We start from the raw sequence: 19,921 nt of genomic DNA on the forward strand, positions 1-19,921 counted from the left end.
CTAAGGTCTTTTGATAACGAGATATCCATAATGAAATACCAAGACTTGATCGACGCTTGCCACCAAGATTGGCAAGAATACACTGAGCATGCTTTCGTGCAGCAATTGGCGCAAGGCACTCTGGCTCAGCCTTGTTTTCTGCATTACCTAAAACAGGATTTTCTTTTCCTAAAACAGTACGCACGAGCTTACGCATTAGCGATCTACAAAGCGCGTACTTTGGATGACATGCGCCGCGCTCTCCCAAGCGTACATGCATTGCTTGATTCTGAAATCGCCCACCACGTGACTTACTGTGAGCAATGGGGGCTGACGGAATCCGACCTAGAAAACGAGCCGGAAGATTTCGGCACTGTGGCTTACACCCGCTACGTATTGGATGCCGGCATGACGGGCGATCTTGTTGATCTATACGCGGCACTAGCGCCATGCTCTATCGGTTATGCCGTTATCGGTAAGATGCTGATTGAAGATGAAAAGACAGTAATCGAAGGCAATCCATACGCAAGTTGGATTAATCTCTACGGTGGTGAGGAGTTCCAATCTGGTGTCGCAAAAGGTGCAGAACACTTTAACCAGTTATTGGCGGAAATCGACATCAATAGCCAGCGTGGTCAAAACCTGATTCAGGTATTCAAAACTGCAACGCGTATGGAAGTAGCATTCTGGCAACAAGGTCTGAATGCTCAGCAAGATTAATCGGAGAGTCTCATGTTAATTGAACAAATCACCCAAGCATTAACCGCAGTACGCCAGCAAAAGCCATTAGTCGTTAACATCACTAACTACGTGGTGATGAACAACACGGCAAACGCGCTATTGGCTATCGGCGCTTCTCCAATCATGGCGCACTCCAAGCAGGAAATGGCAGAGATGATGTCGTTCGCGGGTTCACTGGTTATCAACATTGGTACCCTAGACAGCGTTTGGACACCGCGTATGAGCTATGCCGTAGAGCAAGCCAATGCCAATGGTAAAATCGTTATACTCGACCCAGTCGGTTGCGGAGCAAGCTCACTACGTACAGAGACATCACGTGAAATCGCACGCCTTGCAGACAAACTCATCATCCGAGGTAACGCTTCAGAAATCATTGCTCTCGCTGGTGAGCAAGCACAAAGCAAAGGCGTCGATGCGTTAGACAGCAGCGACACAGCACTTGGCGCTGCCAACTTCTTAGTCACAGAGTATGATGCAAGCGTGGTGATTTCTGGCGAGACCGATTACATCGTCACGAAAGGGCAAACCGTGCAACTAAACAATGGTCACGAGATGATGCCATACGTAACCGGAATGGGCTGTACGCTCACGGCACTAACGGGCGCTTTTGCTGCCGTTGGTGATGACACTGGTCTCGCAGCAGCAGCGGTACTAGGTGTTGTTGGCGAGATTGCAGCGGAACAAGCTCGTGGTCCAGGTAGCCTGCAAATGAACCTGTTGGATGAGCTTTACCAGTTGGATGAAGAAACATTGGCGAAGCGCCTCAAACTGCACGTGCAATAAGCTTTTATCTCTTTTAACACTAGCCTCTCAATCCTCTTTCAATGAGAGGCTTAAAGGAAACCCAATGAACGCCTATCGTTTATATTTGGTCACCGATGACCAACAAGATTTAGCCACACTAAAGCGTGTTGTGAGAAAAGCGGTGGAAGGTGGCGTGACTATGGTACAAGTCCGCGAAAAACACGGTGATGTGCGTGCGTTTATCGAACGAGCTCAAGCCGTCAAAGACATCCTTAAAGATACCGATGTGCCTTTGATCATCAATGACCGCGTAGATGTCGCACTGGCTGTCGATGCTGATGGGGTCCACCTCGGGCAATCAGACATGCCAGCAATCATTGCTCGTGAGTTGATTGGACCAAACAAAATTCTCGGTTTATCTATCGAAAATGAAGAGCAGCTTGCAGAAGCCGACTCTCTGCCGATTGATTACATCGGTTTGAGCGCAATATTCGCGACGCCAACCAAAACCAACACAAAAAAACACTGGGGTATTGATGGTTTGAAAATGGCGTTAGAGACGACTTCACTGCCGATTGTTGCCATTGGCGGCATTAACGAGAGTAACATTCCGCAGCTTAGCGCCACTGGTGTTCATGGCTTAGCTTTGGTTTCAGCAATTTGCCATGCTGATGATCCAAAAGCCGCATCAGAGTACCTATTGGGTTTGATGAGCTAACCTTCTCGGTTCCTGAACAACGCGCTTATGGATGAGCGCGTTCGACTCTCAAAACTTTCAAAAGTCCCTACTTTCACAGCGAAGACCTGCAATGTCACTTTCACACTCGAATTGACAGAGCGTTGATAAGTTTTTCACATCGACTGTCGTAAGATAGCCGCCTATTTTCGACTGCTGTATGACTTTTCATGAAAACAAAAAAATATGGTTTGATGATGCTCGCCTTGTTCATTCTTGGCATCATCCCGCTTTCGCTGTTTGCCTCGTTCCACGATCTTACTTCTCACGTTTCTGATGGTACTGGCATCCTATTCACCTTGCTGACAGACTCTGCAGGCAGCAAAGGCTTTTTAATTACCTTGACGTTGTTGGTGCTGTCCCTTTACCGCTTTAAACCATCTCGCACCGACTGGATGCAAAAACTGTCGATGCTGGGGTTGCTACTGGTGATTGGTTTTGCCAGCAAAACAGGCTTGAAGCTAATGACAGAAAGCCCACGTCCCTACACCGAATTGCTTGCTGCAGAACAATTAATTGAACATCCAGAAGCGTTTTATCAACTAGAAACCGCTCAGCAAGCGAATGTGATTGGGCAGATTTCTGAGAAAGTCAGCGAATGGCGCACTCGCCACTGGCAAGGTGAAAAAGATTACTCTTTCCCATCTGGTCATACGATTTTCGTTTCAATCTGTTTAGCCTTCTTCGGTGGGTTATTTTTGCAGAATAAGTGCTATTTTTCTGCTGCAACTTTATGGGTGTGGGCTATGGGCGTAGCGTACAGCCGTTTGTGGCTAGGCATGCACAGAATTGAGGATTTGATTGGTTCAGTGGTGTTTGTCGCTGTGGTATTTACCTTACTGCCTACGTTTCAAATTACAAAAAAAGCGCCTTTCGTTGCCTTAGCAACCAAGTAAAAGTCTTAAAAAATAGATAAAAAGAAGCCAGCAACTTGCTGGCTTCGTTCATTTTAAACATTGGATTCTAAACTGAGACTAAGCATTCTTAGGTGGTGTAAATGCCGTTAGCTCAAGGATTGGTCCTTCGTATTTCTCGATACGAACCAACGCAGAGTTTGCCGCACAACCGTTCGCAAGACGAGAAGTTGGAATATCTAGCGTTAGAACATTACAACCACCGTTTTTACAGATGCCTGTTTTCGGATCTAGATCTGGCCAACCACCTTCGTGAATACAAACAGAACCTTGCTTGATGCCATCAGTAACCAATGCCCCCACCAGAACTTGACCGCGACCATTAAAGGCACGAACAAGATCACCGGTCTTAATACCTCGCGCTTTTGCATCTTCTGGGTGGATAGAAATCGGCTCACGATCAGCAATCGCGTACTCTTCTCGAATCTTCGCATAGTTGAACTGGCTGTGCAGTCGATGCGCGGCGTGCTTCGCTGCCGCTGTCCAGTATGGTTCAGAGATAACGATAAGCTCTGGTTTTTGCTACGCTTTGATATCTTGGTGGTGACTTATTTTTCGTTATTGAGAGGCTCCTTACCATATTCCATTTTTAAAAAAATCTTTCTTGACCAGACGTATTCGCCATAACGATAGATGTTGTTTATCAAAGCACTTTTGATATGTTTGTGTGAAATATGAAAACTCGATCACATGGAGGCGAATCGCACGTGCTATCTCAATCTATTTCTACCCCAAGAACCGAGCTAAAACCGCTCACTCAGGACAATTGGGATCTCTATCGACGTCTATCCAGTGATCCAGAAATCATTGCTCTTTGTTTTGATCCACCAACAGAAGCTGACATGAGACAGAAATTTGAATCGCGTCTGCCAATATGGACTCCCCAAAGTGAACATTGGTTATGTTTGGTGATTTATGAAAAGTGCAGCTCACAGCCAATCGGTATCACTGGCTTTGTACTGCAAAATGGGATTGCTGAGGTTGGGTATTTGTTGTTGCCAGAGTTTTACGGTAAACAATTTGGTACCGAATCTCTTGCGGGTTTAATTGATTGGGCATTTAACCAGCACAATATCTCTGAGTTTTCTGCCACCGTGACGGAAGGTAACATTGGCTCCGAGCGAGTACTGGAAAAGTGCGGATTTAAACTTACTGAAATCATCCCTGAAGCCTATGAAATCGGTGGGAAAAAGTACGCTGATAGGCTCTATTCATTACAAAAATAATATTAACTACAAAAACAAGGATATGTTATGCAGAAAGTAGTCATCATCACCGGAGCCAGCCGAGGCATTGGTGCAGCAACTGCTAAGCGATTGGCAGCACAAGGTTATTCTGTGTGCGTAAACTATCGTACGCAGACTGACGCTGCCACACAAGTTGTCAACGAAATAGAAGAAAATGGCGGTAACGCAATCGCTATTCAAGCGGATGTTTCCAATGAGCAACAGGTGCTCTCATTGTTTGAACAAACTGAACAAGCGCTTGGTAAAGTCACTCACCTCGTCAACAATGTTGGAATCTTATTCACTCAATCTCGCCTTACCGACATGAGTCTTGAGCGCTTCCAAAGCGTGATGAATACTAACGTCACTAGCTGCTTTCTCTGCTGTCGAGAAGCGGCAAAACGATTTGAATCTGGCAGTGTCATCGTTAATGTCTCCTCTGCCGCATCTCGCTCTGGTGCGCCATTCGAATATATTGATTATGCCGCATCAAAAGGAGCAATGGACTCTCTCACTAAAGGGTTGTCTTTGGAATTGGCTGCGCAAAATATTCGCGTTAATGGTGTTCGCCCCGGCTGTATCTACACTGACATCCATGCCGACGGCGGAGAACCCAATCGTGTCGACAGACTCAGCGAAAAAATCCCTCTCAAACGAGGTGGCACTGTGGACGAAGTTGCCAATGCCATTGCTTGGTTACTGAGTGATGAAGCCTCGTATGTCACTGGCTCCTTTATCGATCTTGCTGGCGGAAATTAAGGAACGATCATGGAAATAAGACGAGCTACACCCAAAGATCTTGATGCACTATTTACGTTAAACAAACAGATCAGTGAACTTCACCATCTCAATGCTCCTGAAGCCTTTGTTGCCCCCTCGGAGCAAGACAAACAATTTCTTGCCAATGCTCTGGAAGATAAGGAACGTTTAATTCTAATTGCTGAACAAAACCAACAAGCGATCGGTTTTGTGACCGCAAGCATTACGCAGAATGAAACCATTAGTTTTCTGATCAAAGACCCAATCTGCCGTATCGGAACCATAGTTGTGGATGAAAATCAGAAATCAAAGGGAGTGGGAAGTCTACTCATGAATCAAGTAGAACAATGGGCCATTGAGTCAGGAGCCGTTCAAATTAGGCTGGAAGTAATGGAGTTTAACCAAGCTGCTCAGCAGTTTTATGACAAACTCAACTTTACGACGAGCTCGCGCATCATGTTGAAATGTTTGTAACGATCACGGCATTTAAGCGAAATTTACTATTAAAGCTAACCTGAATCGCAATTCTTTCTGGCACCTTCCTCCCCCTTTTTGAAAAGACGATATGATGTACGGATATACCCAAGTGACTTCAAGATGCGGGATTCAGAGCGTTGTCATTGATTCGAGAGCAAGGAAAATAACGCAGTGTAATAGCCAGCTATTTTCAAGTTGTTTGACGCAGCCATTGGTTTAATTAAAAAAGCGAGTCAATGACACGATCCCGAAGGGTACTCTTAACAAATAGTAAGGTTACAAATAGTAAGGTTACAAATAGTAAGGGCCTTGGCTTGTATACTTTGTTGCCGATTCTTGATTTAGAGTGACTAGATCTTTAAATCGCCTACGCGTCTACAAACCGAGTCATTCTCGCTGAACCAAGCATCTCGAGGTTACTTGGGTATAATGGAGATTCGAACATGATTTATCTTTTCGATTGGGGGAACACCTTAATGGTAGATTTCCCTCACGCACAAGGAAAAATGTGCGATTGGGAACACGTCGAGACCATGCCTCTCGCCAGAGAAACGCTAGAAAAACTGTCACAGCAGCATAGCGTTTATATCGCTACCAGTGCATCAGACTCCGCAATGGAGGACGTGCAAAAGGCATTTCAGCGAGTCGGACTGGACCAATACATCAGTGGTTACTTTTGTTTTGCCAATCTTGGTATTGCGAAAAATCAACCTAGCTTCTATCTCGCGGTCGCTGAGCAATTAAACGTAGTACCCAGCCAGCTCACTATGGTGGGAGACTTACCAGAAAAAGACATTTATCCCGCAATGGATGCAGGGCTAAACGTCATTTGGTTCAATCCTAAAAACCTTCCTATTCCAAGTAAGCCTATTCCGTCTCAAGTGCATTGTTTATCGGAGCTGATACTAGGCTAACCAACAAGGCTTTACTGGAACTCTCGTTTAACCAACTACACTTAATGCACTAATCAAGGAAGATGAATGCAGATCAGACCGATTACTCTCAACGATATCGACCATTTTATTGCGCTCTGGAACCGTGTATATGAAGAAGGCGAGTATTTACGATCTCCTGCGCCTGACCGAACAATGTTGAGTGATGTGATCACCCGAGTAGAAAAAGAATCCATCCCTCAGTTTGTCGCCTTTGATGGGAGGCAATTAGTGGGAAGTATTGAGATCTTCCCTGCCGAAATGTGCGGTTATGAAGGTGGAGAGTTTGCGAAAACTGGTATTCTTGGCATTCACATTGATCGTCATTATCGCAACCAAGGACTAGGAACAAAACTTCTAGCAACCGCCATTCAAAGTGGTTGGAAGTATGGTTATGATACCATTGTTCTCAATGTTTATAAGACCAACCAAGCAGCGATTGCTTTGTATGAACAATTTGGCTTCGAACATGGTGGTGAGCTAGGAGAAGTGTTACTACCCAATGGCAAATATCTGATGACTCAAAAAATGGTGTTAAAGCAAGACGAAATGAACGCTAGCAGCAAAAGCCATTCTTGATAAGCTAAGAATCCAAGGCTACTTGGGTACAAAGCCGACCTTTCGATATACTCGCTCGCCCAACGACTTAACACGTAATTGTGATGATTGAATTTAAACCTTTACCACCAAACCGAATTCCAATGACTTTGCTGTTAGAGGCAGACCCTAATCAAGACAACATTGAGCGATATCTTGATACATCCATTGGCTTTGCCGCTATTGAAGACAATCAAATTGTTGGTGCATGTGTGATATTACCTCATTCGAAAACACAAGCTGAAATCATGAACGTTTCAGTCGCGCCAATACATCAACAACGCGGCATTGGTTCAAATCTATTGCGTTTTGCAATTGAAGCCATGAAAAGTCAATCATTTCAAAAACTGATATTGGGAACGGGTACCTTTGGTTATCAACTGACGTATTATCAGCGATTAGGTTTTAGGGTAGAGAGCGTGGACAAAAATCATTTCTTACTCCACTACCCAGAACCAATTTGGGAAAACGGCATTCAACATAAAGATATGCTACGCCTGTATCTTGAGCTTTGAATAAAGAGACTTTCGGTTAACTTTTCATATCTAACTTTTTACCCAAGTATTCAATTTCAAATGTCGCATAGCCAAGCTGAACCGCTTCAAAAGAGTACATTAGGTTTTGTGCCTGCTGCGCATCCTTGGCTAACACAGCGACTGAATAGATTGGACGCTCAATGCCATTGTCGAGTACTTGGGTATTGATATAAGACGAAGTGATTAAACCAGAGTTGTTCAGATTGATAACACGCTGTAAATCGACACCCAATACGCGGTCCATTTCTAAAGCCTCAACCCCCTCTTTCCAACGCAATGTCACACTGTAGTTATCACTCTCAGGCGTGTTATCTAACCATTTAGCACCCAAAGGTTGGATACTCGCGATCTTCACCAAATCTTGTTGGTACATGGGTAAGTCTTGCAGTTTTGCTTGTACTTCCGCTTCGTTTTCTGCTGATAAAACAAAACGCAGAATTTGTACCACTTTACCATCAATACTGCTTGGTAAAACGAACATGTCTTTCACATCACCTTGCTCGATAAGTTGACTAAATTCGGCTTTCTGTTTTGGTAATGTCTGTAAAACCTGCTCTACATCGTTAGTATTCCAGGCTAGTTCAACGCCATAATCAGCAGCAAAACTTGAGAAAGACGCAACAGCAAGTGTGCTCAATAGGATGATTCTGTTCATAAGGTTACCTTTCATTTTACGATTTTCTTATCTGCTTCAAGTTAAATTCAATGTGGTTGACTCTATTACCAGCGGCTACGATATGCGCGATGGCAACTACGACAAGTACTCTGGGCTTGTTTGAGTCCAGCCTCGGCTGCTGAAACTTGTTGATCTTGCGCTGCTTGATACAGTTGAACGAACCCTTCATCCATTTGCACCATCAAACGATTGAAGTTCTCTGGCTTGCTCCACACTTCTTTCTTCGCTTTGCTATCAGCTTGGCTACCTTGCGGAAACGCTTGTAGCAAATGTTCGCTATGACGAGAGAGTTCATTGCCGATCTGCGCTAAAGCTTGCCAATCGGTATTACTGCCATTCAGAGTCTTGTCCGCTTGCTTCGATAGAGATTCAATTTGCTCAAACGCATTCTGGCGCATGTCGATTTGAGAGCTGAAATTTTGAGCAAAAAGCGTTGTTGGTACAAAAATGGTCGGTAAAAGTGCAATCAGTGCCAGTGTCTTTTTCATGTCTTTCTCCTAATCGTTCTTCATTGTTGGGTTGTTGGATTTAAATTTACACAACAATCATTGCGCGCGCAACTATTGTTGTGTAAATTACCGTAAAGAAGATCATCACACAACAAAACGATCGAGGTAAATGATGAAGATTTGGGACTTAGCAACAAGGCTCTACCACTGGAGTCAAGTTTTACTTTTTATAGCATTGATGACATCTGGGCTGTCTGGTAACGGTCCTCATATCCAACTTGGATTGGCATTATTCACACTGCTAGTATGGCGAATGGTATGGGGATTCATCGGCAGTGAGACTAACCTATTTCGTCAATTTCTCCGCTCCCCTGAAGACGTCATTTCTTATTTAAAGGGAAAATCGGCAGCCACTGCTGGTCACAACCCTGCTGGCGGCTGGATGGTAGTAACCATGCTGACAGCACTCTTGCTTCAATGTATTTCTGGAATGGCTCTTGGTGGCGTATTCGACACATGGCCTTATTCGGAAGTTTGGCTTAACGATGACGTATTCGCTGGCATGGAGTGGCTACATTTAACCTTGGTCGATCTTTTACCAATATTGATCGCTTTACATATTGGCGCGATCCTTCTTTATAAATTAAAAGGCAAACCATTAGTGAAAGCCATGATCACTGGTAAGCAGACCAAAACAATCAAAGAAACCTCTGTTGCTGAGCAAAAAATTGTCTATCTCGCACCGCAAAGCCGTGCGTTGGGGGTGCTAGTTGCCGCAACATTGGTTACCATGACAATCGTTGCTTTATCATAAGAGAAAGAAAATGAGCGAACAGTTTGATAGACAAGACAGTTTTGGTTGGATGATCAACGTGGTTGCACACGATGCGGCAAAGCGATTTGAGATCGAACTCAAGAAGCATGGTCTCACAGTAGCGCTTTGGCCAACCATGATGTGTTTATGGGAAGAAGAGGGCGTAACACAGCGCGATATTGCGGCGAAATCTAAGGTAGAAAACTCAACCACGACTCGCACTTTGGACAAGCTTGAGAAGCTTGGTTTAGTGGAACGCCACCCTGATCCAAATAGCCGCCGATCATTCCGAATTTACCTCACGGAAGAAGGGCGAAACCTCAAAGAAACCTTGCTGCCAATTCCGTTGAACGTCAATAAAGCACTAATGAGCCCGTTAGAGCCGGCTGAACAGAAAGAGATGTTACGCCTACTAAAAAAGTTGGTCGCAGAGATTTAGCGCTTCGCTGAGTTTTCCAACCAAGAATAAACAAAGCCCTAAGTTCTGAACTTGGGGCTTTGTGTTTTTAGGTGAACGCCAAGTTTGCCCGTACCTAACACCCTTCAGTAACATGCCCTCTTACCACTGAGCGATTTGATGCTTGATTAACGTAATAGAAATAACACGCCTCACTTTCCAAGGTATAGCCCTGCGGCCAGATGTACACCACACGATCTAGACCAGAGTGATCAATAAATTGGTATTTTGGGATCTCAACAAAGTGTGCACTGTTAGGAAATTGATTGCCCATAATACAAAAATCGCTGCCATGGCACGGCTTATCGATGGGTGAATTGCCCTTGGCGGGTAATCCTATTTCCAATAAAGCACGGATACTGTTCGCACTTGCTTCCGGCATGCCACTGAGCATCTTCACTTGATGGTCAACATAAGTGATTTGTTGACTATCCTGTGCATCATCAATAACAACTTTGGCATGAAAAAACTTAAGAGATGTCCCCAGAGAGGACTGTGAACTGTGCAGCATAGACGCGTATGCTTGGCGGTGGATATCGAGCAAGACAGGTAAAGCTGCGAGAGCAATGGATCCCAATGTTGCGAGCACAATGGTGATTTCCATCAACGTAAATCCTTTTGCTTTCACTTCTTATCTCTCGGCATACAGACAAATGATAGTTACCCAAGTAGCCTCTTGATGCTTGATTCAGCGAAATGGCTGAGGGTAAAGGTCGTCGCTCCCACTTCCATGTGAGAACCGAGCCAATATATCGCTGAAATTACGCAGAGAAACGCACTAACTGAGAGAAAAACCGAACCAATTAAGAACTTGAGACCAGCCGCTAAGTTGTGCTGAAACATACTCAGCAATTAGCTAAAAAACTCGACTAAATTCAAACTACTACGGCACAAACGATCAGGTTAAGTATTTGTTTCTAAAATAAGAATCTTATTTAGTTAATACTTTTGATGTATTCAAATATGTCATTGACTTCGTTTTCACTCAGCACAGTTTTGAATGGTGGCATTGCACCGCCCTGCCCATTACCACCTTCCAAGACAGAACCAATCAGCTCCACTTTCGTCCCAAACGGGTTTAAGAGCTCGGCAGATATATTATCGGGTTTAATGTCCATGGCTCTGGCAACAAGACCATCTCCATGCCCTTTATCACCATGACAAGAGACACAATAAGACTCAAAACGCTGCTTTCCTGCGACTAGGTCCGCTTCGCCGTATTGGTTATCGGTAAACCATTTATAGCCTGCAAATCCAGAGCTGGATACAAGCAATAAGAAAACAACAGAGAAAAAGAATTTACGCATGGGTGCCCCTTGTCTTCATTTGCTAAATCAATGAAGACAAGGTAACGAAGGGGATGTCGAAAAAGTGTTGATTAAGCGTTCAACAAAGGGACGTTATTACGTACTAGACCTCGACGCACGCTGGTGCACATTTTGCCAAAGCGACGAATTTCATCAAATTGAGGAGTGATACCGCGTTCCATCGCCGATTCCCAATAACTCAATTCTGAATCGACCATCTCCAACAGTTTTTTAGGACAACCAATGCATTGTCCTTCAGGACCACAAACAAACGTCTCTGGTTCATAAATCGGCAGTTCAGCTTTTACTTGTGCAATGATATCGCGCATTGCGGTCATTCGATCTGGCTTGACGGTCATTACCCGGCTCCACACAATATTGAGAGCCGGATTGTACTCTCTGGCACGCAAATGTCCCTACCTAATTTAGGTATATTTTACGTTTTTGCTTTGCAAACTTTGATTTAAGCGTTGGAAATTCAGGCTTTTTCGCCACCAAATATACTGCGGTCGCTGCCAACACAAAGCCAATAATACCCATCCAATCAAATGACTCACCGAACGCAAACCAAGCTTGAAGCGCCGTGGTTGGAGGCACAAGGTAAAACACAGAAGCAACGCTTGATGCCGCACCATTCTTGACCATGTACAGCAACAATAAAATTGCTACGCAAGACAGAACAACCACTAACCAAATCAAGGTGAAAATAAACTCCGCTGTCCATTGCACCTGCATGGTTTCAAACTGCATTGCAACAGGTAGAAACATCACCAATGCCGCCAAATATTGCACCGTTGCGCCTCCCACCATGTCCACTTGTTGACAGTATTTCTTTTGATACAACGTGCCGACGGTAATACCAAACAGAGATGACAAACACACACCAATCGCTAAAGTTTTGTGCAAATCCGACTGCCATTCCATCTTACCCATCAGCACCATCGCAATGCCGACAAAGCCCAATGACAAACCAATCCATTGTGATGGCTTAAATTGCTCAGAAGCGAACACTACCAGCAGCACGGCAGTTAAAATGGGCTGTATACCTACCAATAACGAGCTTAGTCCTGCTGGCATACCCAAACTAATAGCAAAGTACGTCCCACCTAAATAAAAACCGTGAATCAATACACCAACCACACAACTGTGCCAAAAGTCCTTGCCCGTTGGAATACGACGACGCAGCAAGACCACTATCACTAGGAACAGCAAAACATTAAACGCCATGCGAATCGACAATAAGGTTGCTGGTTCAGCGTATTGCAAACCAAAGCGCGCGCCGACAAACCCAGAAGCCCAAAGAATAACGAATACAAAAGGAATGGCTCTGATTAACATTATGCGCCCTCACTCTACCTGTTTTTAAATTTTGAATGTTTTTCAATCTCGAATGTTGCTAATGTAGTTAGGTACAGTGTTTTCAAAAAGTGACAGATGGAAGTGTTTTTATGGGTACAGATTTAATCAGTACGCTTGATGCGAATAAGTACTTGATCGTCGAGCATCACCTCAAACAAGCGATCAGTAATGGGGTCTATCAACCGGACGATAAGTTACCTTCCATCCGTCTATTAAGCACCGAGCTTAAAGTAAGTAAAAACACGGTGATCCGTGCCTACCAAGAGCTGGAAGCGCAAAGCATGGTTTATTCTGTGCCCAAATCCGGTTATCGCGTAAAACCCACGGAACAAAGTGAAGCCAAGATCGCCAAGCCTACGCGTGTGGATTTACTTTCCGTGTGTAAGCAAATCCTCACTTACCCTGAGTATCAAGAGCGGCTTCCGACTGGTTCTGCACACCCAAATATTGATGCCCCAGCAATCAAAAGTCTGTATGCCGAAATTGGTCGCCATAGTCGCCAGCAAAGCCATATATCCAGCCATTATCAATTGCCACCAGGCGATGATTTGTTGATCAAACAGTTGGCTAAGATCACTCAAGATCTGGGAACCCCTGCGAATGTTGACGATCTTCTGGTAACCCATGGTGCCCAACAAGCAATCAGCCTTGCATTAAGAGCAACAACACAAGCCGGCGATATTGTCGCTGTCGAATCACCGTGCTATTTCGGTAACTTATTAATGCTTGAATCGCTTGGTTTACAAGTGGTTGAGATCCCAAGCTGCCCCCGAGATGGTATGGACCCAGACGCACTAGAAAAAGCAATGGCAACATGGGAGATCAAAGTCATTGTCGTCACACCGAACTTTACCAATCCAACCGGCTCTCTGATGCCACTTGAAAGACGAAAGCAGCTACTCGCGGTCTCTAGAGACGTTCCCATCATTGAAGATGATGTATTTGGTGCGTTGAGCTTCGATAAGACTTTGCCAAGCCTACGAAAGTTGGATGAAAAACAACGAGTGATCTATGTGAATTCTTTATCGAAAACGCTCGATTCACGGCTTCGCATTGGTTGGATGCTGGCAGGGCGTTATCGCGCTCAGGTCGAGCAGTATTTATTGTGTGAAAACATGGGCAGCTTGAACTTGATGCAATCAGCGGTAGCGACCTTTTTGACGTCGGGGAAATATCGCACGCATACGGCGCGAATGTGTCGCGTGTACCAAGCAAACGTCCGTCGATATTTGCAAATGCTAAATCAATGTTTAGACGCGCACTTTGAATTAAAGAATAAGTATCAAATCAATGCTGTACAAGGCTCATTCTTACTTTGGTTACGCTTACCACCAAAAACTGACAGCTACGCGCTCTATCAAGCCTGTAATGAACATAAGATCAGTATTCTACCCGGCTCTGTATTTGGCACGCAGGGGCAGTACCAAAACTGTATCCGCCTCAGTGTGGCGAACTTCGGAGCTGAAAAAAACTGGCAGCCAGCCATGGAAACCCTCGCCAAGCTCATCGCGAAGTTCGCCCAATAAAAACAAAGCCGCCCAAGTGGACGGCTTTATTGGGGTCTGTTGACGAGATTAGTTACCCCAAACCATTTCGACAAATTCCGGATGATCGATGTACGGGTTACGGTTACCCTGGAAATCAAATACCTGTTGGTTACGATTGATTTCTTTCGCGCTCACCGGATCGTTTTTGTGCCAACGCTTAAGCATGTTAAGCATCCATGGTTCAAATACCGTCGTGCTTGTGCCATTGAGTACAGCGTCTGAACTGCTTGAGTTCTTTTCCCAATTACCAATCACGTTTTCGTATCGTGTTGCCATGTAGAAGTAAGCACGAGCGAAGTCACCTTTAAACTCATCAATTGGCTCAAATACTGTGCCTGAGTAGCCCAAAGATGTGCTGGCTGAGCCTAATTTTGAGCCATTATTAGAAACATAAGTGCTGCTACCCACCTCGCCAAATGGCCAGTTGCTACGCTTAGCATTCACATAACCATCGGTCGCAAACAAATGGTGACCGTCTGAGTTCATTGGTTCAACTTTGCCACCAAACCAGCTTTTCGGGAATGAGTGTTCGCGGTTATAGCAATCCCCTTCAGCTTTGTATTGACCACACTGATCTGTCACTTTGGTAAAGCTGACAGCATCATTACCCAATGGTTTTTCTGAGTACATGTCTAGGATTGTGCCGTCTTTTTCATAGTAGTTGTCCAGATCGGCATCTTTCACCAATGTCCAAATCGCAGAGTAGCCACGACCAGTGTGGTTATTGATGATATTGAACAACGCCGTTTTCAATGCAAAACCTGTTTTGCCTTCCGCCGCTTTGTAATATTCCCCGACGACCGGTGGTGTAGTTGTTTCACCCAGCGTGAAACTGGTGGTTTGCGTTTTAGTAAATTCACCACCTGAAGCAAGCGTTTTTTGACCAAGCATCAAAGCGTACGAGCCGTTACCGCTGCTGCAACAAATGCCGTCACCGTAGCTATCATTGATGGTAAATTGATAGTCACCATCGGTTAAGCACATGGTCTTTTCATAGGTTTTAGAAGAGTCGAAACCTTGACCAGAGAAGAGTACTTTTGATTGACTGTCCTTCAGTTCCCAACTGGTTTCTGAGCCGTAACTATCAGTCGTCAAAGTCAGTTGGATTTCATTATCATTACAGCTTTCAACCGGAGGCTGAGTACCTCCACCGCTTTGGTTAGGTAGGAAGTTATCGACATACACTACTTCAGAGCCATCAAAGCCCGATTCATCATAGAATCTCAGACCAACGTTAATGGTTTTATTTGATGATGCGGTATAACTGTGTGTGAGCTGTTGCCATTGATTGGTTTGCTTAGGGTTTGAATAACCATGGTACCCATCAACAATCAGACGCGCTTTAACATTGCCTTCAGTGTGATAAACAGACACTGCGAATGGATAGGTTTTCCCTTGCTCCACATTAATGGTTTGCAGAAAGTCCGTGTTGCTTTGGGTACCCGTATTCACAACTACTTGCGCCGCTAAACCACCGGACTGCACTTGGTTACTAGTAGGAGATACCGCAATACCAGAGTCAATCACAGCCCATTGTGTTGGCGTATTGCCATTCCACTGTTCGAAGTCACCGTTGATGACGTCACTGTAGGCGAATGGAGAGCAAAGCAAAGGTAGGATAAAGAGGGGTTTCGCTATGGATTTCATTATAATTTTCCATTGGTTATATAAATCCAAGAAAAGATAAACATAATGATCACATATAAATAAGCGTTAACTCACAATTTTACGTTGCACGAATGTGAATATTCTCATTATCGTGCAGAGCATCTCACAAATTGCGTACTGTTTCTCGATTTGGATAGCATCGTTTGTTCGATATAAAACAGTAAGATAGAACATGCGTATAGAGATAGAGATAGAGATAGAGATAGAGATAGAGATAGAGATAGGAATCGAAACAACAGAACTTGTCATACCCAATTAACTTCAAGATACAGGATTCAGAGCGTTGTCATGGATTTCCTGTTTCCCCGAAGGGTACTCTTTGCAAACAGTAAGACCTTGTCCCGTAGACTTTACTGTCGGCTCTTGATTTAGAAGAACTAAACCTTTAAATCGCCGCCACGTCTACAAAACTAAATCACTCTCGCTGAGCCAAGCATCTCGGAATTAGCTGGGTATATGATTTCTAAAACGTACAAAAAAAGCCAAGTGAGTCTCTATGGGGGTAGAAGACTGCACTTGGCTTTGGATAGAAATAAAATACTAATGAGCAAGTAGCCTTAGATGCTATTGCACACTCGACGTTACTTTAAAGAATCGCCCTTGTAGTGCGGACATTGGGATCTGGTATTGCCCATTACTTGGTGTGATTGTTTGGTTCGTTAGCAAGTCCACCAGCGCTTGAGAGCTACCCACTTGCGCCTCGGTCAAAATAACGTTTCGAGCGCTTTCTAATGTATTAAGCGCAAACAACACCTGATCACTGCCAGACTTTTTCAGATCGACATAACTACCATTGCTCGCCGCTAAGTTAACGCGAGAACCTTGATACAGGGCTGGATGAGCTGCACGCATCGCCATCAAAGATTTAACGTAATTTTTTAGGTCAACTTGATTTGCATCCAAGGTTGCTGTCACACCCTCAATCTTAGCGCTGCTGCGGGCGACATGGTCATCGCACACGCCTCGCACGGCGCAGGTGTTATTGTCTTCTTTCGCAGCAAACCCATCAACTTGATCGCCAATTTCGTCGCCGTAGTAGAGCGTTATTGGTCCGGTATAAGCCGCTTGGAAAGCAAACGCAGCCTTATGACGTTGCCAATACTCGGCGTCATTAATATCAGCCATACCACCGCGTTGAAGTAAGTCACCAAAACGAACTAAATCGTGGTTGCCAATCATTAAGTTTGGCTGCGCATGGGATGGATACTGATTGTGCGTTTGGTAGCCATTATCCAACCAATCAACACCTCGCCCACCCACGCCACTTTCATTTACCGCTAACGTTTCTACGATGCGGTAACGCATTGGGAAGTCGAACGCCGAGCACAACGCGGGATCATCCGCAGACCCATACGCTTCACTTGCGATATCAGATTCGCCCTTCCAAATCTCTGCAACCATATAGCCAAGAGGGTTAACGTCTTTGCCATCAGCATTTGTGTAAGTCACACTTTGCGAAGCATCATCGACGGCTTTGCGGATCTGTGTCCATGCATCCGTTGGTACTTGATACGCCTGATCCAAACGCCAGCCGTCGATCTTCAGCTCTTTCACCCAATAGGTCGCCACTTCTTTGTAGAAGTCTAAGCTGGCAGGATAATCAACAGGATTACTACCACCAGTAGGCAGCAAGCCAGACGGAGAAGGTTTGATCAATCCCTCTTTGTGGTGACCGAATACGCCATCAAAAAAGACATACAAACCACGCTTGTGTGCCTCATTAACTAAGGTTCTTGCCGTTTCTAAATCGCCAAAGCGAGGATCAATCTTAAAATAATCCGTAGCAAAATAACCCGTTGCATCCAAGCGATCTGCCCAGTGATCTTGTCCCGCAATCGCTTGAGACTCAAAAACTGGCGTCAACCAAATCGCATTCATGCCTAAGTCTTGGATATAATCCAGGGAATCAATGATGCCTTGTAAGTCGCCATTGTGATGACTGGTACCATATCCGGTCCCATGACCTATGTTTGAATCACCATCGACAAAGCTCTCAACCATGATCTGATACGTGCGAAGCTGATTACTTTGCTCCATCACATTCGCTTGGCAGGCATAACTCGAATCTGGAAGTGGTGTACTGCCACTATCACTGCCGCCAGAGGAATTACATGCCGATAAAACGCCGACAACACTCAACGCAATAAGCGATTTACCAAGCAGTTTATTATATCGGATATTGTGCATTAAACTCTCCCAAATAAAATTAACCCCGACACGTTCTCCATGTAGGGGTTAATAAAAAAAGCAAATCTAAATAACGAAATGGCATATTATTGGCACTTATTAACCATTACATGAAGTGGTTTGCCTTCGCCTTCAAATTGAAGACTCCAAACATATTTACCATCTTCTTTAATATCAACCGCTGTATCCGTTCCGTAGCCACCGAAAGTCAGTGGTGTTAATTCACCCACGTTCATTCGATTGCCTTTCGCAGTAAATTGTGGGAACCACAACTCTGTCGCGTACTGCATTTTGTAAGAGCCTGCTTTTTCTTGCGTCACAACTTGGTAGAAGTTATTACCTTTATAAGTGTATTGGCGTTGAGGTACATGCTTCCAATCTGAATCAGCAAACGTACCAACAACAAACAGTGGCTTAGAAATTGGACCTTTCGCCGTGCTATCTGGGTTATCACAAGCCGCCATAAAAGCGACGACTTCATCTTGAGATAGATTAACAATAGGCTCAGCCGCCGCTTCTGGTTCTGCCGTTGATTGACAGCCAGCAAGAGCAACAAGTAAGGCAGCAGCAAGTGATGTTTTCATCATGTTCATTTTCACGTTAATTCCTTTTTAATATTCCAAAGTAAATAAAAACTCACCAAGTTGGTAAAAGTTTAATATTTAAAAAGAACAAAATATCGAACTACCGATAAAGAATATTATTCTATATCTTGCTGAGCCAGATTACTTTGATAGGTTTAATTATTTCCTAATCGATGACGAGTAAGGTTAGGAACACAATTTAATTATTGATCTGTTAAATATAAAAAACAAAGTAAAACAAATAAATTTGTGAATAAGCTAACTATATGTAGGGGTGAGTTTTAAACACTCAAATAGAGTAATAAAAAAGGTCAGCATATCGCTGACCTTTTTTTAATTATTTTGTATTTACTGCTTTCACAAATACTTCTTGTGCACCTTCGATGCCCAATTCTTTCGCTTCATCAAGCAGTGTTAGTGCTTTCGGAATATCATTAGCCGCGACCGCTGCTTTAATCGAGCTGTGGTAGTAGCTGGTTAAATCCGTACCTTGTGGGATATTGTCGTTTTTCGCGACAATTTTAGTATTCACGATATCGTTCGCGGATACTGAGAAGCGGAACTGACCAAGTGGGCTGTGTTTCGCTTGAGGATCTGCAATATCTGGCGGCTGAGTGTGATTTGCCAGTGCGAAGGCTTTTGCAGGGTGAAGAACTTCTGAACTTCCTTTTAGATCATCGGAAGTGGTGTAAACCAACACATGCAAATCGTTACCTGTCATGTCTGGAATTACATTCATTTCAAGTACGAACTTATCGTTATCCAGTAGTTTTGCTGGCACGTACTCAAACTTTGAAAAATCTGCTTGGTAAATAGGTTCACCCGCCGCATTCATTACAACGACGTTTGGTGCATAGAACTCTAGGTTCTTGTTTACGAATGTCTCTAGTTTGATATCGAGACTGCCGCGATTACCCGGTAGAGCGAACGCTGCAATTGCGCCTGCGCTATTACCATCTAATAGCATTTGGCTTTTATCAGTCAAAGCGAACTCAGTAACCGCAGGTACATCAATTGGTACCCATTGAATATCACCCGACTGCGTGATCACTTGTTGCTGACCTTTCGGGCTCATGTCTACTTGTTCTACAGAAGAACAACCCGTAGCCAACATTCCCAACAGCACGGGAGCAAGCCATTTTTTCATTACCGTCTACCTCGACTCGTTATTGTTTTTGAAATAAATACAGCCAGATAGGTTCTGGCTGTATCATTCTAGGACAATTTAGGAC

At 44.3% G+C, this 19,921-nt stretch carries 23 protein-coding genes and 1 pseudogene; 13 read left to right on the forward strand and 11 right to left on the reverse strand.

From position 1 onward, the window contains the following. Positions 1-30: 30 nt before the first annotated feature. From tenA to QMY49_RS18345, 4 genes are all read left to right on the forward strand, one after another. A complete protein-coding gene (tenA, locus tag QMY49_RS18330; RefSeq protein WP_017818225.1) occupies positions 31-699 on the forward strand; it encodes a thiaminase II in 669 nt (222 codons plus the stop codon). A 12-nt stretch (positions 700-711) separates the two neighbouring features. Beyond that, on the forward strand, positions 712-1,503 hold the full coding sequence (gene thiM / locus QMY49_RS18335; protein WP_009697282.1) for a hydroxyethylthiazole kinase: 792 nt from the start codon (positions 712-714) through the stop codon (positions 1,501-1,503). Positions 1,504-1,567: 64 nt separating this feature from the next. Continuing rightward, positions 1,568-2,182: a thiamine phosphate synthase gene (gene thiE / locus QMY49_RS18340; protein WP_283315913.1), complete on the forward strand. Its 615-nt coding sequence runs from the start codon at positions 1,568-1,570 to the stop codon at positions 2,180-2,182. A 188-nt stretch (positions 2,183-2,370) separates the two neighbouring features. After that, positions 2,371-3,096 carry a phosphatase PAP2 family protein gene (locus QMY49_RS18345; RefSeq protein WP_009697284.1) on the forward strand — a complete coding sequence of 242 codons (726 nt, stop codon included), beginning with the start codon at positions 2,371-2,373 and terminating at the stop codon, positions 3,094-3,096. Positions 3,097-3,174: 78 nt separating this feature from the next. Here QMY49_RS18345 and QMY49_RS18350 read toward each other — a convergent pair. Then, positions 3,175-3,582: pseudogene (locus tag QMY49_RS18350) on the reverse strand (molybdopterin dinucleotide binding domain-containing protein); the annotation flags it as partial. A 206-nt stretch (positions 3,583-3,788) separates the two neighbouring features. Between QMY49_RS18350 and QMY49_RS18355 the strand changes: the two are divergent. The 6 genes from QMY49_RS18355 (at position 3,789) to QMY49_RS18380 (ending at position 7,620) form a co-directional block, all read left to right on the forward strand. Continuing rightward, positions 3,789-4,340: a GNAT family N-acetyltransferase gene (locus QMY49_RS18355; protein ID WP_283315916.1), complete on the forward strand. Its 552-nt coding sequence runs from the start codon at positions 3,789-3,791 to the stop codon at positions 4,338-4,340. 27 nt (positions 4,341-4,367) lie between these two features. Beyond that, positions 4,368-5,099 carry a glucose 1-dehydrogenase gene (locus QMY49_RS18360; protein ID WP_050902455.1) on the forward strand — a complete coding sequence of 244 codons (732 nt, stop codon included), beginning with the start codon at positions 4,368-4,370 and terminating at the stop codon, positions 5,097-5,099. A 9-nt stretch (positions 5,100-5,108) separates the two neighbouring features. After that, entirely contained in the window at positions 5,109-5,573 is a 465-nt protein-coding gene (locus QMY49_RS18365) for a GNAT family N-acetyltransferase (RefSeq protein ID WP_009697287.1), read from the forward strand. 446 nt (positions 5,574-6,019) lie between these two features. Continuing rightward, positions 6,020-6,490 carry an HAD family hydrolase gene (locus tag QMY49_RS18370; protein WP_005449534.1) on the forward strand — a complete coding sequence of 157 codons (471 nt, stop codon included), beginning with the start codon at positions 6,020-6,022 and terminating at the stop codon, positions 6,488-6,490. 66 nt (positions 6,491-6,556) lie between these two features. Beyond that, on the forward strand, positions 6,557-7,087 hold the full coding sequence (locus tag QMY49_RS18375; protein ID WP_283315925.1) for a GNAT family N-acetyltransferase: 531 nt from the start codon (positions 6,557-6,559) through the stop codon (positions 7,085-7,087). Positions 7,088-7,170: 83 nt separating this feature from the next. Beyond that, the gene (locus QMY49_RS18380; protein WP_283315928.1) at positions 7,171-7,620 is read left to right on the forward strand and encodes a GNAT family N-acetyltransferase; all 450 of its coding nucleotides are present in this window, start codon (positions 7,171-7,173) and stop codon (positions 7,618-7,620) included. Positions 7,621-7,636: 16 nt separating this feature from the next. Here QMY49_RS18380 and QMY49_RS18385 read toward each other — a convergent pair whose 3' ends face one another. Continuing rightward, positions 7,637-8,296, reverse strand: a complete 660-nt coding sequence (locus tag QMY49_RS18385; protein ID WP_009695877.1) for a hypothetical protein — start codon at positions 8,294-8,296, stop codon at positions 7,637-7,639. A gap of 65 nt (positions 8,297-8,361) precedes the next feature. Further along, the gene (locus tag QMY49_RS18390; RefSeq protein WP_283315932.1) at positions 8,362-8,805 is read right to left on the reverse strand and encodes a c-type cytochrome; all 444 of its coding nucleotides are present in this window, start codon (positions 8,803-8,805) and stop codon (positions 8,362-8,364) included. A 133-nt stretch (positions 8,806-8,938) separates the two neighbouring features. On the opposite strand from QMY49_RS18390, the gene QMY49_RS18395 reads away from it, so the two are divergent. Together QMY49_RS18395 and QMY49_RS18400 are read left to right on the forward strand one after the other, a co-directional pair. Further along, entirely contained in the window at positions 8,939-9,580 is a 642-nt protein-coding gene (locus QMY49_RS18395) for a cytochrome b/b6 domain-containing protein (RefSeq protein ID WP_005449551.1), read from the forward strand. Between the two features lie 10 nt (positions 9,581-9,590). Next, entirely contained in the window at positions 9,591-10,019 is a 429-nt protein-coding gene (locus tag QMY49_RS18400) for a MarR family winged helix-turn-helix transcriptional regulator (RefSeq protein WP_009695880.1), read from the forward strand. Positions 10,020-10,113: 94 nt separating this feature from the next. On the opposite strand, the gene QMY49_RS18405 is transcribed toward QMY49_RS18400, so the two are convergent. The 4 genes from QMY49_RS18405 to QMY49_RS18420 form a co-directional block, all read right to left on the reverse strand. Then, complete coding sequence (locus tag QMY49_RS18405) at positions 10,114-10,641, reverse strand: hypothetical protein (protein WP_005449560.1); 528 nt, start codon at positions 10,639-10,641, stop codon at positions 10,114-10,116. 331 nt (positions 10,642-10,972) lie between these two features. After that, on the reverse strand, positions 10,973-11,344 hold the full coding sequence (locus tag QMY49_RS18410; protein ID WP_253650093.1) for a c-type cytochrome: 372 nt from the start codon (positions 11,342-11,344) through the stop codon (positions 10,973-10,975). A gap of 71 nt (positions 11,345-11,415) precedes the next feature. After that, a complete protein-coding gene (locus QMY49_RS18415) occupies positions 11,416-11,703 on the reverse strand; it encodes a hypothetical protein (RefSeq protein WP_005449568.1) in 288 nt (95 codons plus the stop codon). Positions 11,704-11,764: 61 nt separating this feature from the next. Then, positions 11,765-12,682: a DMT family transporter gene (locus tag QMY49_RS18420; RefSeq protein ID WP_005449569.1), complete on the reverse strand. Its 918-nt coding sequence runs from the start codon at positions 12,680-12,682 to the stop codon at positions 11,765-11,767. A gap of 110 nt (positions 12,683-12,792) precedes the next feature. Between QMY49_RS18420 and QMY49_RS18425 the strand changes: the two genes are divergently transcribed. Next, entirely contained in the window at positions 12,793-14,229 is a 1,437-nt protein-coding gene (locus tag QMY49_RS18425; protein ID WP_069217904.1) for an aminotransferase-like domain-containing protein, read from the forward strand. A gap of 48 nt (positions 14,230-14,277) precedes the next feature. Here QMY49_RS18425 and QMY49_RS18430 read toward each other — a convergent pair whose 3' ends face one another. The 4 genes from QMY49_RS18430 to QMY49_RS18445 all read right to left on the reverse strand — a co-directional run bounded on the left by QMY49_RS18430 (position 14,278) and on the right by QMY49_RS18445 (position 19,836). Next, on the reverse strand, positions 14,278-15,897 hold the full coding sequence (locus tag QMY49_RS18430; RefSeq protein ID WP_085319703.1) for an endonuclease: 1,620 nt from the start codon (positions 15,895-15,897) through the stop codon (positions 14,278-14,280). Positions 15,898-16,482: 585 nt separating this feature from the next. After that, positions 16,483-18,105 carry an alpha-amylase family glycosyl hydrolase gene (locus tag QMY49_RS18435; RefSeq protein ID WP_050921378.1) on the reverse strand — a complete coding sequence of 541 codons (1,623 nt, stop codon included), beginning with the start codon at positions 18,103-18,105 and terminating at the stop codon, positions 16,483-16,485. An 86-nt stretch (positions 18,106-18,191) separates the two neighbouring features. Then, entirely contained in the window at positions 18,192-18,698 is a 507-nt protein-coding gene (locus QMY49_RS18440) for a glycosidase (RefSeq protein WP_029788722.1), read from the reverse strand. 328 nt (positions 18,699-19,026) lie between these two features. Then, positions 19,027-19,836 carry a MalM family protein gene (locus QMY49_RS18445; protein ID WP_005449574.1) on the reverse strand — a complete coding sequence of 270 codons (810 nt, stop codon included), beginning with the start codon at positions 19,834-19,836 and terminating at the stop codon, positions 19,027-19,029. Positions 19,837-19,921: the final 85 nt, after the last annotated feature.

The sequence above is a fragment of the Vibrio harveyi genome (assembly GCF_030060435.1).
GTDB classification, from domain to species: domain Bacteria; phylum Pseudomonadota; class Gammaproteobacteria; order Enterobacterales; family Vibrionaceae; genus Vibrio; species Vibrio harveyi.

Coding starts and splice junctions, on each gene's coding strand:
- QMY49_RS18360 (WP_050902455.1), top strand. CDS start 4,368: ATGCAGAAAGTAGTCATCATCACCGGAGCCAGCCGAGGCATTGGTGCA.
- QMY49_RS18410 (WP_253650093.1), bottom strand. CDS start 11,344: ATGCGTAAATTCTTTTTCTCTGTTGTTTTCTTATTGCTTGTATCCAGC.
- QMY49_RS18370 (WP_005449534.1), top strand. CDS start 6,020: ATGATTTATCTTTTCGATTGGGGGAACACCTTAATGGTAGATTTCCCT.
- thiM (WP_009697282.1), top strand. CDS start 712: ATGTTAATTGAACAAATCACCCAAGCATTAACCGCAGTACGCCAGCAA.
- QMY49_RS18445 (WP_005449574.1), bottom strand. CDS start 19,836: ATGAAAAAATGGCTTGCTCCCGTGCTGTTGGGAATGTTGGCTACGGGT.
- QMY49_RS18440 (WP_029788722.1), bottom strand. CDS start 18,698: ATGAACATGATGAAAACATCACTTGCTGCTGCCTTACTTGTTGCTCTT.
- QMY49_RS18355 (WP_283315916.1), top strand. CDS start 3,789: ATGAAAACTCGATCACATGGAGGCGAATCGCACGTGCTATCTCAATCT.
- QMY49_RS18400 (WP_009695880.1), top strand. CDS start 9,591: ATGAGCGAACAGTTTGATAGACAAGACAGTTTTGGTTGGATGATCAAC.
- QMY49_RS18345 (WP_009697284.1), top strand. CDS start 2,371: ATGAAAACAAAAAAATATGGTTTGATGATGCTCGCCTTGTTCATTCTT.
- tenA (WP_017818225.1), top strand. CDS start 31: ATGAAATACCAAGACTTGATCGACGCTTGCCACCAAGATTGGCAAGAA.
- QMY49_RS18380 (WP_283315928.1), top strand. CDS start 7,171: ATGATTGAATTTAAACCTTTACCACCAAACCGAATTCCAATGACTTTG.
- QMY49_RS18435 (WP_050921378.1), bottom strand. CDS start 18,105: ATGCACAATATCCGATATAATAAACTGCTTGGTAAATCGCTTATTGCG.
- QMY49_RS18430 (WP_085319703.1), bottom strand. CDS start 15,897: ATGAAATCCATAGCGAAACCCCTCTTTATCCTACCTTTGCTTTGCTCT.
- QMY49_RS18385 (WP_009695877.1), bottom strand. CDS start 8,296: ATGAACAGAATCATCCTATTGAGCACACTTGCTGTTGCGTCTTTCTCA.
- QMY49_RS18395 (WP_005449551.1), top strand. CDS start 8,939: ATGAAGATTTGGGACTTAGCAACAAGGCTCTACCACTGGAGTCAAGTT.
- QMY49_RS18425 (WP_069217904.1), top strand. CDS start 12,793: ATGGGTACAGATTTAATCAGTACGCTTGATGCGAATAAGTACTTGATC.
- QMY49_RS18415 (WP_005449568.1), bottom strand. CDS start 11,703: ATGACCGTCAAGCCAGATCGAATGACCGCAATGCGCGATATCATTGCA.
- QMY49_RS18405 (WP_005449560.1), bottom strand. CDS start 10,641: ATGGAAATCACCATTGTGCTCGCAACATTGGGATCCATTGCTCTCGCA.
- QMY49_RS18365 (WP_009697287.1), top strand. CDS start 5,109: ATGGAAATAAGACGAGCTACACCCAAAGATCTTGATGCACTATTTACG.
- QMY49_RS18390 (WP_283315932.1), bottom strand. CDS start 8,805: ATGAAAAAGACACTGGCACTGATTGCACTTTTACCGACCATTTTTGTA.
- thiE (WP_283315913.1), top strand. CDS start 1,568: ATGAACGCCTATCGTTTATATTTGGTCACCGATGACCAACAAGATTTA.
- QMY49_RS18375 (WP_283315925.1), top strand. CDS start 6,557: ATGCAGATCAGACCGATTACTCTCAACGATATCGACCATTTTATTGCG.
- QMY49_RS18420 (WP_005449569.1), bottom strand. CDS start 12,682: ATGTTAATCAGAGCCATTCCTTTTGTATTCGTTATTCTTTGGGCTTCT.